This window comes from Pseudomonas sp. RIT-PI-a (genome assembly GCF_001187875.1).
In the GTDB taxonomy this organism is placed as follows: Bacteria; Pseudomonadota; Gammaproteobacteria; order Pseudomonadales; family Pseudomonadaceae; genus Aquipseudomonas; species Aquipseudomonas coleopterorum.
In genome coordinates, this window is record NZ_LGIR01000033.1 from 83,485 (window position 1) to 96,251 (window position 12,767).

A 12,767-nucleotide genomic window follows, 5' to 3' on the forward strand; every position below is an offset into this window, starting at 1 on the left:
TAAAGATGCTCGCCTCGCGGTTCAGCCTTATATACGGCAGCGCGCCCTTCGCGGGCAGAGCCCGCTCCCACATGCTGGTGGGAGGGCACCCTTCGCGGACAGAGCTTGCTTCTGCTTCCCTGTAGGAGCGGGCTCTGCCCGCGAAAGCCGCGCCGCGCTTCATCTGACACAGCGCACCCCAGAGGCAGGGTCAGCCGCGTTCGGCCGGCACCGAAGACAGTTCGAACGGGCTGCTGCTGCGGCGCTGGTTGCGGTCTTCGCGGGGGGTGGCGCCGAAGAAATTGCGGTAGGCACTGGAGAAGTGCGGCCCGGAAGAAAACCCGCACGACAGGCCGATCTGGATGATCGATTTGCTGGTCTGCATCAGCATCTGCCGAGCCTTGTTCAGGCGCAGCTCAAGGTAGTACTGGCTTGGCACGCGATTGAGGTACTGCTTGAAGATGCGCTCCAGCTGACGCCGCGACACACATACATGCTGGGCGATCTCGTCGGTGGTCAACGGCTCTTCGATGTTGGCCTCCATCAACAATACCGCCTGGGTCAGCTTCGGGTGGCTGGAGCCCAGGCGATTCTGCAGGGGAATGCGCTGGCGCTCCCCGCCTTCGCGGATACGCTCCACCACCAGTTCCTCGGAGACCGCCCCGGCCAGTTCGGCGCCATGATCGCGGGCCAGCACCGCCAGCAGCAGGTCGAGCACCGACAGACCGCCGCAGGCCGTCATGCGGTCGCGATCCCAGTCGAACAAATGGCTGGTGGCGATGACCTTGGGGAAGCGCTCGGCGAAATCATCCTGCCAGCGCCAGTGCACCGCCGCACGGTAACCGTCGAGCAGCCCCAACTGCGCCAGCGGGTACACCCCGGCGGACAATCCACCGACCATGCAGCCGGCTCGGACGGTCTGCTTCAGCGCGGTGGACAGTGCCGGCGCCAACGCCGCCGGTGGCTCGTCGGCCAGCAGAAACAGCTTGTGGCACCCTTCCAGGCGACCGTTCCACGCCTCCCCTGGCAGTTGCCAACCACCCGGCACGGGCGGCTCGGCCTGCAGGAACAGCAACTCGTAGGTCACGTCCGGGTGCACCTTCTGCGCCACTCGCAGGGCCTCCTCGGCCAGCGCCAGGGTCAGGGCTCGCGTGCTGGGCCAATAGAGGAAACCGATTCGTTGGGCTGTCATCTGATGCGGACCGAAACCTTAAGTATCAAAAACCGAATGGGACATGGTACTGCGCCGGGTCAGGCATGCCTGCCCTGCACACACGAAAACACTCGGCAAAATGTTTCAAGCAAGGATCACTTGAGGCTGCCGGACAAAAACTGCTGCAACCGCTCGGAGCGCGGATTGGCCAGCACCTCGCGGGGATCGCCGGTCTCCTCGACCAGCCCCTTGTGCAGGAACACCAGCTGGTTCGAGACTTCGCGGGCAAAGCCCATCTCATGAGTGACCACGACCATGGTCCGCCCTTCCTGGGCCAGGGCCTGCATCACCTTGAGCACGTCACCGACCAGCTCGGGATCCAGCGCCGAGGTCGGCTCGTCGAACAGCATCACCTCAGGCTCCACCGCCAGCGCGCGGGCGATGGCCACACGCTGCTGCTCACCGCCGGACATGTGCCCCGGATAGGCATCCTTGCGGTGCGCAACACCAACCTTGGCCAGATAGTACTCGGCTTTCTCCAGGGCTTCCTTCTTCGAAACACCCAATACGTGCACCGGTGCTTCGATGATGTTTTCCAGGGCGGTCATGTGCGACCACAGGTTGAAATGCTGGAACACCATCGACAGCCGCGAGCGCAGGCGCTGCAACTGCTTGGGATCGGCGGCCTTGAGCGCGCCGTCCTTGCCGGGGACCAGCTTGAGTTCTTCGTCATTGAGCAGGATCTTGCCCGCATGGGGCTGCTCGAGCAGGTTGATGCAGCGCAGGAACGTGCTCTTGCCCGATCCGCTGGAGCCGATGATGCTGATCACATCGCCCGCCTTGGCAGCCAGCGAGACACCCTTGAGCACCTCGTGCGAGCCGTAGCGCTTGTGCAGGTCCTGAACTTGAAGTTTGTACATGATCGGGGGTCTCGCAGATCGGTCAGTCACGGCTCACTGGCTCGCGACGAAAGGGTTTTCGCTGCACGCGGTCAGTGCCTGCGTGGAGCGAGGTAGGCCAGCCAGCGGCGCTCGGCCAGCTTGAACAGGCGCACCAGAATGAACGTCAGGCACAGGTAGCAAACGCCCGCCGTGATGTAGGCTTCGAACGGCAGGTAGTACTGGGCGTTCACCGTACGCGCCGCGCCGGTGATGTCGATCAGCGTCACGATCGAGGCCAGACTGGTGGTCTGCAGCATCATGATCACTTCGTTGCTGTACTGCGGCAGCGCCCGACGCAGCGCCGAAGGCAGCAGGATGCGTCGATACATCCCGGCCTTGGACATGCCCATCGCCCGCGCCGCTTCGATCTCGCCCGGGGGCGTGGCGCGCAGGCTGCCGGCGATGATCTCGGCGGTGTAGGCGCTGGTGTTGATGGCAAATGCCAGGCAGGCGCAGAACGTGGCACTCGACAACCAGGGCCAGAGCACACTGTTGCGCACGACCTCGAACTGGGCCAGGCCGTAGTAGATCAGAAACAGCTGCACCAGCATGGGCGTGCCGCGGATGACATAGGTGTAGAGCCACGCGACACCGTTGACCAGTGGCTGCCGGGACACCCGCATCAAGCCCAGCGGCAGCGCCGCCAGAAGGCCGAAGAACAGCGAGATGGCCAGCAGTTTCAAGGTTTCCAGCATGCCGCTCATGTACAGCGGCAGGCTGTCCCAGACGACGTTGTAATCGAAGATCATAGTTCAGCCGCCTTGATGCCCACCGAATAGCGTTTTTCGACGGCGCGCAGCAACAGCAGCGACACGCTGGTGATCACCAGATACATCGCCGCCACTGCGAGGAAGAAGGTGAACGGCTCGCGGGTCGCATCCGCCGCCTGCTTGGCCTTGAACATCATGTCCTGCAGACCGACCACCGAAATCAGGGCCGTGGCCTTGGTCAGCACCAGCCAGTTGTTGGTCACACCGGGGATCGCCAGGCGAATCATCTGCGGTACCAGTACCCTGAAGAACACCTGCAGGCTGCTCATGCCATAGGCCATGCCAGCCTCGGCCTGGCCCTTGGGAATGGCCATGAACGCACCACGGAAGGTTTCCGAGAGGTACGCCCCGAAGATGAAGCCCAAGGTGAAGATACCGGCGAGCAGCGGATTGAGGTCGATGTAGTCGTCGTACCCCACCAGCGGCGCAACGCGGTTGATGATGTCCTGGCCGCCATAGAAGATCAGCAGGATCAACACCAGATCGGGAATGCCACGAATCACCGTGGCGTACAGATCGCCCAGCCAGGCCAGCCAGCGTACCGGCGACAGGCGCAGGGCCACGCCGAACAGACCCAGCACGACGGCCAGCGCCATGGACGACAAGGCGAGCTGCAGCGTCAGCCAAGCGCCATCGAGAATGACGGCCCCGTAGCCTTTCAACATGTAGAGATCCTCGCCCGGAGAATGAAAAATGGTGCGAACCGCGGTTCCCCGCCGTTGGCACCATCAGTCAGGTAACGCCTGCCGGCTTATTTGCCGTAGATGTCGAAGTCGAAGTACTTGTCCTGGATCTTCTTGTACTCGCCATTGGCACGAATGGCGTCGATGGCCGCGTTGATACGCTCCACGTTGGCCTTGTCACCCTTGCGCACGGCGATGCCGATACCGTCACCGAAGTATTTCGGATCGTTGACCGACGGGCCGACGAAGGCGTAGCCCTTGCCGGCGTCGGTGTTAAGGAAACCGTCCTGCAACAAGGTGGCATCGGCCAGCGTACCGTCCAGGCGACCGGCAGCCACGTCCAGGTAGATCTCGTTCTGCGAGCCATACGGCATCACTTCCACGCCCAGCGGCTTGAGCACTTCGGTGGCATAACGGTCATGGATCGTGCCGCGCTGCACGCCGATCTTCTTGCCCTTGAGCTCGCTCATGTCGTCACTGACCGTGGTGCCCGCCTTCATGACCAGGCGCGCCGGCGTGGCGTAGTACTTGTTGGTGAAATCGACGGATTTCTTGCGGTCATCGGTGATCGACATCGACGACAGAATGGCGTCGATCTTGCGCACCTTGAGGGCTGGAATGAGGCCGTCGAATTCCTGCTCGACCCAGGTGCACTTGACCTTCATCTCGGCACACAGCGCGTTGCCGATGTCGTAGTCGAAACCGACGATGCTGCCGTCCGGCGCCTTGGAGGCGAACGGTGGGTAAGCGGCCTCGATGCCGATCTTCAGCGGCTTTTCATCGGCGAACGACGCCGCCGACAGCACGGACAGTGCCAATGCGCCAAACAGTGCGAGTTTCTTCATTGGGTGAGCTCCAGCGAAAAGGGCAGTAAGGGCAAAGTGAGCGCAGGCCCAGAATGCGAAAAAATAAGGCTGAACAGGCGACGCCGCAGGGTCCGGCGAGTGAGCGCATTCTAACGGCACTGTGCCAGTCGATATTTCGTCAATGCGACAAGTAGTTACAGAAGCAACGAGACACCCAGACCAGGGGATTGACAGCCCTCATCGAGTGTGATTTGGAAAAATGAGAGGCAATCTGAGACTGAAGCAATTAGCGCGCCCATTATTGGCAAAGCCTTCTGGGACGGCAAGTGTGGCGTTGCAGGTGGAAGCAGGTAGGCGTTGCAGTGGGGTATTGAGTGGCAGGTAGTGTGTGCTAGACCCTCATGCAGTAACACAGGCAATCTTCGGCGAGTCTTGAGGCGCCTTCGCGGGCAGAGGGCTCGGCCGCCCGCCCCCGCTCCCACATGTGCGCGTCAATGCACACTCATGTGGGAGCGGGGCTCTGCCCGCGAAGAGGCCCTCAAGATCACATCACATCACCTCAAATCACGCAGAAGCCCGATGCATATCCTTGTGGGTATCGATCAACTGCTGCACCACCCCCGGATCGGCCAGGGTGGAGATATCGCCCAGCGCGTCGTACTCGGACGTGGCGATCTTGCGCAGGATGCGCCGCATGATCTTGCCCGAACGCGTCTTGGGCAGCCCCGGCGCCCACTGGATCACATCCGGCGACGCGATGGGACCGATCTCCTTGCGCACCCAGTTCTTGAGTTCCAGACGCAATTCCTCGCTGGCCTGCTCGCCACCATTGAGCGTGACGTAGACGTAGATGCCCTGCCCCTTGAGGTCGTGAGGCACACCCACCACAGCCGCTTCGGCCACCTTGGGATGGGCGACCATCGCACTTTCGATCTCGGCCGTGCCCATGCGGTGCCCGGAAACGTTGAGCACGTCATCGACCCGCCCGGTGATCCAGTAGTAGCCATCTTCGTCGCGACGGGCACCGTCGCCGGTGAAGTACATGCCGCGAAAGGTCTTGAAATAGGTGTCGACGAAGCGATCGTGATCGCCGTACAGGGTGCGCGACTGGCCCGGCCACGAATCGAGGATCACCAGGTTACCCTCGGCGGCGCCTTCGATGATGTTGCCCAGGTTGTCCACCAGCGCCGGCACCACACCGAAGAACGGCTTGGTCGCCGAGCCTGGCTTGAGGCCGATCGCACCCGGCAGCGGGCTGATCAGAATGCCGCCGGTTTCGGTCTGCCACCAGGTGTCGACGATCGGGCAGTTCTGCTTGCCGACCGTGTTGTAGTACCAGTTCCAGGCTTCCGGGTTGATCGGCTCGCCGACCGAACCGAGCAGGCGCAGGCTCGAGCCATCGGCGCCCTCGACCGCCTTGGAGCCCTCGGCCATCATCGCACGGATCGCCGTGGGCGCCGTGTAGAGGATGTTGACCTTGTGCTTGTCGACGATCTTCGACACCCGGGTGATGTCCGGGTAGTTGGGCACGCCCTCGAACAGCAGCGTGGTGGCGCCGTTTGCCAAGGGGCCATAGACGATGTAACTGTGGCCGGTGATCCAACCCACGTCTGCGGTGCACCAGTAGACGCCGCCAGGCTTGTAGTCGAACACCCGCTCATGGGTCAGCGCGGCATACACCAGGTAGCCGCCGGTGGTGTGCAGCACGCCCTTGGGCTTGCCGGTGGAGCCGGAGGTGTAGAGGATGAACAGCGCTTCCTCGGCGCCCATTTCCTTCGGCGCGCAGGTGCTCGAAGCCACTTCCAGCAGGGAGTGGTACCAGATGTCGCGGTGACGGTTCCACTCGATGTCGCCGCCTGTGCGCTTGCATACGATGACCTTTTGCACGCTGCTGGTTTCAGGGTTGGTCAGGGCCCGGTCGACGTTGGCCTTGAGCGCCGTCTTGCGCCCGCCGCGCAGACCTTCGTCGGCGGTGATCACCACCTTGGACTGGCAGTCGATGATGCGCCCTGCAAGCGCCTCGGGCGAGAACCCGCCGAACACCACCGAATGCACCGCGCCGATGCGCGTGCACGCAAGCATGGCCACCACCGCTTCGGGGATCATTGGCATGTACAGGGTCACCACGTCGCCACGGTGCACGTCCTGGCCGCGCAGGGCATTGGCGAACTTGCACACTTCGGCATGCAGCTCACGATAAGTGATGTGACGGCTCTCGGAGGGATCGTCACCCTCCCAGATGATCGCGAACTGATCGCCGCGCTCGGCCAGGTGCCGGTCAAGACAGTTGTAGGAAACGTTGAGGGTGCCGTCGGCGAACCACTTGATGTCGACATGGTGGTCGTCGAACGAGGTCTGCTTGACCTTGGTAAAGGGCTTGATCCAATCGAGACGCTGCGCCTGCTCGCGCCAGAAACCGTCCGGGTTGACCACGGACTGCTGGTACATCGCCTTGTAGGTCGCCTCATCGGTCAGCGTGGACGCCGCCACTTCGGGACGAACGGGATACAGGGAAGCCGCACTCATCATTCTTACCTCGGTTGAATAGTTGTTGTTGTATGGACCTGTTTTAAGGGTATCTGCTCCAGGCAGCCATTCGACGATGGTAGTACCGGGACCCGTGCCGATGCCTGCTCGGCGATGCGCGATTAATGCAGATTCGGATAAAACTGTTTATCCAAACCCGCTCTGTTTACCACAGGCACCGGGGCCTAGAATCGATTTCGCCAGCAACGGCACTGCGATCGACAAAGACTGTATCCCCCACGAAGGCTGTCGATCGCAACTTTCCCACTCTCAAGTTTCACACGTGACCTCACAAGGGCCGCGTGCCCCCTGACGACTGTAAAACAGGAAAATCGAAATGAAAGCTTTGTTGATTCTTGCGCTGATTGGCTCGAGCGGTATCGCCCTGGCCGATGAGACGACCACTGCCGCCACACAGAAACCCGTGGTAGAACCCTATGAGTATTCACAGCACCCGGACATCGCCCATGTCATTTCTAACTCGGCGATCCCCAATGTCTGCGCCGTGGTTCCAGCGCGCCTGACCTACGAGGACTCGCAGGGCAAGCGCCACATCATGGAATACCACGTCATGGGCAACGGCTGCACAAACAGCTGAGTACCTTTCAGCGCCGGGGCCAAGGCCCCGCTGCTGGCTCCTGCCACACGCCACTGGCGCTGCACGCAAACCAAGCCTTTCCTCTCCCGACCTCTCTTTTTGTGCCTCGTGCCTCTATCATGAGCGTCACGTAAGCCTGTCCATGCTTTCCCGCGCATCGAGCACTCCACCTGCCTGGCGGTGCCTGCGCCTACTTTCTGCTTTTGCGACGGATCTACCCATGCCCCACTCCCAGCGCCCCATGACGGTCACGCTGCAAGTCGTCTCCATCGTACTGTTCACCTTCATCGGCTACCTGAGCATCGGCATTCCCCTGGCGGTATTGCCCGGCTTCGTCCACAGCGATCTGGGCTACGGCGCGGTGATCGCTGGCCTGGTGATCAGTGTTCAATACCTCGCCACCCTGCTCAGCCGCCCCCAGGCGAGCAAGATCATCGACAACCTGGGCAGCAAGAAGGCTGTGATCTACGGGTTGGTCGGCTGCGGCATCAGCGGGTTGTTCATGCTGTTGGCCGGCTGGTTGCAAAGCTGGCCGGCACTGAGCCTCACCAGCCTGCTGCTGGGTCGGGTGTTGCTCGGGTCGGCGGAAAGCCTGGTGGGCTCCGGTTCCATTGGCTGGGGGATCGGTCGCGTCGGGGCGGCCAACACGGCCAAGGTCATCTCCTGGAACGGCATCGCCAGCTACGGCGCGCTGGCCATCGGTGCGCCACTGGGTGTTTTGATGGTCAAGCATCTGGGCTTGTGGAGCATGGGCGCGAGCATCATCGTACTGGCGGGCGTGGGCATCGCCCTGGCCTGGAACAAGCTGCCTGCGCCAGTGGTGGCCGGCGAGCGCCTGCCGTTTCTGCACGTTCTGGGTCGGGTGCTGCCCCACGGCACCGGGCTGGCCCTGGGCGGCATTGGCTTCGGCACCATCGCCACGTTCATCACCCTGTACTACGCCAGCAATGCCTGGGACAACGCAGCGCTGTGCCTGAGCCTGTTCGGTGCCAGCTTCATTCTCGCGCGGCTGTTGTTCGGCAACCTGATCAACCGTCTGGGTGGCTTTCGCGTGGCGATCGTCTGCCTGAGCGTGGAGACCCTGGGCTTGCTGCTGCTATGGCTGGCACCCAGCCAGGAACTGGCCATGGCCGGTGCGGCGTTGACCGGTTTCGGTTTTTCTCTGGTATTCCCGGCACTCGGCGTCGAAGCGGTCAATCTGGTGCCAGCGTCGAGCCGCGGTGCTGCAGTGGGGGCCTACTCGCTGTTCATCGACATGTCGCTGGGCATCACCGGGCCGGTGGCCGGCGCCATAGCCGCCGGCTTCGGCTTCAGTTCGATCTTTCTCTTTGCAGCCGTTGCTGCGTGCACGGGCCTGGGCCTGACCTTCTATCTGTACCGCCAGGCCGCTCGCCTCCCGCCACCGGAAGACAAGCTGGTCTGAGGATAACGCCCTTCAGAAGTCGATCTTGCCGCGCCCGGCCTTGATCGCGCCACGCTTGGTCTTGCCTTCCAGGCGGCGGGTCTTGGAGCCCAGCGTGGGCTTGGTCGGCCGCCGCTTCTTCTCGACCTTGGTGGCCATCAGAATCAGCTCACGCAAGCGCTGCAACGCATCGGCCCGGTTCTGCTCCTGCGTACGGAACTGCTGCGCCTTGATCACGATCACGCCGTCACCGGTGATCCGGCTGTCACGCAGTGCCAGCAGCCGCTCCTTGTAGAACGGCGGCAACGACGAGGCGCCGATGTCGAAGCGCAGATGCACCGCACTGGAAACCTTGTTGACGTTCTGCCCACCCGCGCCTTGCGCGCGGATGGCGCTGAGTTCGATTTCAGCGTCGGGCAGATGGACGGCGTTGGAGATCTCCAGCATGCAGCACTCCGCTCAGGACAGTGGCTTGGGCTTGAGGCGATAGCACAGGTACATCCCGCCGACCCACAGTGGAATGGCATACACCGAAATGCGAATACCCGGAATCATCAGCATGATGATCAAGATGAACGCCACGAACGCCAGGCACAGGTAGTTTCCGTACGGATACCACAGCGCCTTGAACAACGGCACCTGGCCCTGGCGCTGCAGGTGCTGGCGGAACTTGAGGTGCGAGTAGCTGATCATCGCCCAGTTGATCACCAAGGTCGCGACAACCAGCGACATCAACAGCTCCAGCGCCTGCTGTGGCACGAAGTAGTTCAACGCCACGGCCACCAGCGTGATTGCCGCCGACACCAGCAGCGCACGTACCGGTACGCCGCGCGCATCCACCTTGGCCAGCGCGCGCGGCGCATCGCCCTGCTCGGCCATGCCCAGCAGCATGCGGCTGTTGCAGTAGGTACCGCTGTTGTACACCGACAGGGCTGCGGTCAGGACCACGAAGTTGAGCACATGCGCCGCCGTGTCGCTGCCCAGCATCGAGAACACCTGCACGAACGGACTGCCGCTGTAGGCGTCGCCCGAGGCATTCAGGCTGGCCAGCAGGCCATCCCACGGGGTCAGCGACAACAGCACCACCAGCGCGCCGATGTAGAAGATCAGAATACGGTAGATCACCTGATTGATGGCCTTGGGGATCACCGTCTTCGGGCTGTCCGCCTCGGCCGCGGTGAAACCGAGCATTTCCAGGCCGCCGAAGGAGAACATGATGATCGCCAGGGCCATGACCAAGCCGCCGACGCCGTTGGGGAAGAAGCCGCCATGCTCCCAAAGGTTGCTGACACCTGCCTGCGGGCCGCCATTGCCGCTGACCAGCAGGTAGCTGCCCAGGGCGATCATGCCGACGATCGCCGCCACCTTGATGATGGCGAACCAGAACTCGGCTTCCCCGAACACCTTGACGTTGGTCAGGTTGATAGCATTGATCATCAGGAAAAACACCGCGGCCGACACCCAGGTGGGTATCTCCGGCCACCAGTAGTGCACGTACTTGCCGACGGCGGTCAGCTCCGACATGCCCACCAGGATGTACAGCACCCAGCAGTTCCAGCCCGACAGGAACCCGGGAAACCGGCCCCAGTAGCTATGGGCGAAGTGACTGAAGGAACCGGCGACCGGCTCCTCGACGATCATCTCGCCCAGCTGGCGCATGATCAGGAAGGCGATGAAGCCGCAGATGGCGTAACCCAGGATCATCGACGGTCCGGCCGATTTGAGCACGCCCGCAGACCCCAGGAACAACCCGGTGCCGATGGCTCCGCCCAGGGCGATCAATTGGATGTGGCGATTCTTCAGCCCACGCTTGAGCTGGTTTGGTTCAGTCATCAGGGAGAAGTCACTTCTTCGACGTTCAAGGTATCAAGAGTGCAATGGTCCGCCGCAGGCAGACCTTGTGGGAGCGGGTCTCTGCCCGCGAAGAGGCCCCACCGACACCCCACAAAAAAACGCCAACCCTGGAAGGTTGGCGCACGTGGACATCAGCTGTCCTTACTCAGGCTTGGGCTTGCGACGGCCGAAGCCTGGACGCTGACCCGTGCCCGCTGCCGGACCGCGACGATTGCCCGAAGGCGCGTCGTCCACCAGCTTGATGCCTGGACGCTTGGCCGCAGGCTTGGCACCTGGCTTGCCCGCAGGCTTGGCCGGGCGCTTGTTCATGTCCGCCGGACGCTCGGCCACAGGCGTGCCACGGCCACTGTCCTTGCGCGAAGCCGGCGCCGAATCGCCACGCGGCTGGCGAGCCGGGCGCTGTTCGGTGGACGGCGCGCCGTCGTGGGCCGGACGCAGGGTGCGCACACGCTCGCCCCGGCCCATGGGACGTGAGGACTTGCGCTGCATGCGCTCCAGCTTGTCCTTGGTCTTGGTGGTCATCGACGGCATGGCGACCGCAGCCAGACCCACCTCGGCACTCAGGGTATCGACCTCACCCTGGGTCAGCTCACGCCACCGGCCCATCGGCAGGTCGGAGTTGAGGAACACCGGACCGAAACGCACACGCTTGAGGCGACTGACCACCAGGCCTTGGGATTCCCACAGGCGACGCACTTCACGGTTACGGCCTTCCATGACCACGCAGTGGTACCAGTGGTTGAAGCCTTCACCGCCCGGTGCTTCCTGGATGTCGGTAAAACGCGCAGGACCGTCTTCCAGAATCACGCCGTTCTTGAGGCGCAACAGCATGTCTTCGTCGACTTCGCCGCGTACACGTACGGCGTACTCGCGGTCCATTTCGAACGACGGGTGCATCAGGCGGTTGGCCAGCTCGCCATCGGTGGTGAACATCAACAGCCCGGTGGTGTTGATGTCCAGGCGGCCGACGTTGATCCAGCGGCCTTCGCGCGGGCGCGGCAGGCGGTCGAAGACGGTGGGACGGCCCTCAGGGTCGTCGCGGGTACAGATTTCGCCGTCAGGCTTGTTGTAGATGATCACGCGGCGCACGGTTTCCGAGGCTTCTTCGCGCTTGATCACCTTGCCGTCCACGGTGATGGCGTCGTGCAGATCGACGCGCTGACCGAGGGTGGCGACCTTGGCGTTGACCTTGATCCGGCCTTCGCTGATCCACGCCTCTACGTCACGGCGCGAACCCACGCCGATACGGGCCAATACTTTCTGCAGTTTTTCGCCGGCGGGGCCTATTTCCTGGCTGCCGTCTTGCTGATCGAGATCTTTCATCGTAAGCACCTCCCGGTGGGTCGAATGGAATACTGCTCGGCGCAGGCGCGCCGGAGGGCCGCGAATGATACGCGCAACACGGGTGTTGCGCATCCAAGGCTAGCCGATTTTTTCAGCCTTTCTTCTTTTTCCGCTTGGCGGTGCCCTTCATGTCCTTCAACCGCTGCGCGGCCTGCTCGTTCACCTCGCGGCGCTCATCCTTGTCCATCTTCTTCCAGGCCTTGCACTCAGGCTTGGTCCGTCCGCAGGCGATGCAGGTGTCATCGGTGAACTTGCAGACGCTGATACAGGGGTTCTTGCTGCTCATGGATAACGGTACTCGAGGATGGCCGAATCGTTTGGACAACGGCCCCGCCAAATCGCGCCCACAAAAAAAGCGACCCTAAGGTCGCTTCCTTTGTTCGCTTCGAGGAGTTCAAGGGCCTCGGAGCTATGTATGGCGCAGCGGACGGGACTCGAACCCGCGACCCCCGGCGTGACAGGCCGGTATTCTAACCGACTGAACTACCGCTGCGTATCGCTCGGACTTGCGTCCGTTTGAAACCTGTTGACCGAGAACTCTCGAGTTTCTCGATCACTGACCCGGAAAACCGAATCAGTACAAAAAATGGCGCAGCGGACGGGACTCGAACCCGCGACCCCCGGCGTGACAGGCCGGTATTCTAACCGACTGAACTACCGCTGCGCAGTGTGTGCTCTCGAACTTCAGCACGTGTTGCTCTCTGTTGCGTT

The 12,767-nt window shown here is 62.5% G+C and carries 12 protein-coding genes and 2 tRNA genes; 2 read left to right on the forward strand and 12 right to left on the reverse strand.

Annotation, left to right across the window (positions count from 1 at the left end; all coding sequences use genetic code 11):
- Window positions 1-190 precede the first annotated feature (190 nt).
- The 6 genes from argR to acs all read right to left on the reverse strand — a co-directional run bounded on the left by argR (window position 191) and on the right by acs (window position 6,858).
- Window positions 191-1,171, reverse strand: coding sequence for a transcriptional regulator ArgR (gene argR, locus AC788_RS19300; protein WP_049862160.1), 981 nt, complete (start codon window positions 1,169-1,171; stop codon window positions 191-193).
- A 116-nt stretch (window positions 1,172-1,287) separates the two neighbouring features.
- Window positions 1,288-2,052, reverse strand: coding sequence for an ABC transporter ATP-binding protein (locus AC788_RS19305; RefSeq protein ID WP_049862161.1), 765 nt, complete (start codon window positions 2,050-2,052; stop codon window positions 1,288-1,290).
- Window positions 2,053-2,123: 71 nt separating this feature from the next.
- Window positions 2,124-2,822, reverse strand: a complete 699-nt coding sequence (locus AC788_RS19310; RefSeq protein WP_049862162.1) for an ABC transporter permease — start codon at window positions 2,820-2,822, stop codon at window positions 2,124-2,126.
- The gene (locus AC788_RS19315) at window positions 2,819-3,508 is read right to left on the reverse strand and encodes an ABC transporter permease (protein ID WP_049862163.1); all 690 of its coding nucleotides are present in this window, start codon (window positions 3,506-3,508) and stop codon (window positions 2,819-2,821) included. The genes AC788_RS19310 and AC788_RS19315 overlap by 4 nt, the downstream gene beginning before the upstream one ends.
- Window positions 3,509-3,594: 86 nt before the next feature.
- Window positions 3,595-4,371 carry an ABC transporter substrate-binding protein gene (locus tag AC788_RS19320; RefSeq protein WP_049862164.1) on the reverse strand — a complete coding sequence of 259 codons (777 nt, stop codon included), beginning with the start codon at window positions 4,369-4,371 and terminating at the stop codon, window positions 3,595-3,597.
- Between the two features lie 525 nt (window positions 4,372-4,896).
- Complete coding sequence (gene acs / locus AC788_RS19325; RefSeq protein WP_049862368.1) at window positions 4,897-6,858, reverse strand: acetate--CoA ligase; 1,962 nt, start codon at window positions 6,856-6,858, stop codon at window positions 4,897-4,899.
- Between the two features lie 337 nt (window positions 6,859-7,195).
- On the opposite strand from acs, the gene AC788_RS19330 reads away from it, so the two are divergent.
- A complete protein-coding gene (locus AC788_RS19330) occupies window positions 7,196-7,456 on the forward strand; it encodes a DUF2790 domain-containing protein (RefSeq protein ID WP_049862165.1) in 261 nt (86 codons plus the stop codon).
- Window positions 7,457-7,676: 220 nt separating this feature from the next.
- Window positions 7,677-8,879 (forward strand): MFS transporter, encoded by a 1,203-nt coding sequence (locus AC788_RS19335; protein WP_049862167.1) that lies wholly within the window; start codon window positions 7,677-7,679, stop codon window positions 8,877-8,879.
- Window positions 8,880-8,891: 12 nt separating this feature from the next.
- Here AC788_RS19335 and arfB read toward each other — a convergent pair whose 3' ends face one another.
- From arfB to AC788_RS19365, 6 genes are all read right to left on the reverse strand, one after another.
- On the reverse strand, window positions 8,892-9,305 hold the full coding sequence (gene arfB / locus AC788_RS19340; RefSeq protein ID WP_049862168.1) for an alternative ribosome rescue aminoacyl-tRNA hydrolase ArfB: 414 nt from the start codon (window positions 9,303-9,305) through the stop codon (window positions 8,892-8,894).
- 12 nt (window positions 9,306-9,317) lie between these two features.
- Window positions 9,318-10,691 (reverse strand): amino acid permease, encoded by a 1,374-nt coding sequence (locus tag AC788_RS19345; RefSeq protein WP_049862169.1) that lies wholly within the window; start codon window positions 10,689-10,691, stop codon window positions 9,318-9,320.
- A gap of 162 nt (window positions 10,692-10,853) precedes the next feature.
- Complete coding sequence (gene rluB, locus AC788_RS19350) at window positions 10,854-12,035, reverse strand: 23S rRNA pseudouridine(2605) synthase RluB (protein ID WP_049862170.1); 1,182 nt, start codon at window positions 12,033-12,035, stop codon at window positions 10,854-10,856.
- Window positions 12,036-12,147: 112 nt separating this feature from the next.
- The gene (locus tag AC788_RS19355; RefSeq protein ID WP_049862171.1) at window positions 12,148-12,342 is read right to left on the reverse strand and encodes a DUF1289 domain-containing protein; all 195 of its coding nucleotides are present in this window, start codon (window positions 12,340-12,342) and stop codon (window positions 12,148-12,150) included.
- A 130-nt stretch (window positions 12,343-12,472) separates the two neighbouring features.
- Window positions 12,473-12,549: transfer RNA gene (locus AC788_RS19360), tRNA-Asp, on the reverse strand.
- A 94-nt stretch (window positions 12,550-12,643) separates the two neighbouring features.
- Window positions 12,644-12,720 (reverse strand) — tRNA-Asp (locus AC788_RS19365).
- Window positions 12,721-12,767 lie beyond the last annotated feature (47 nt).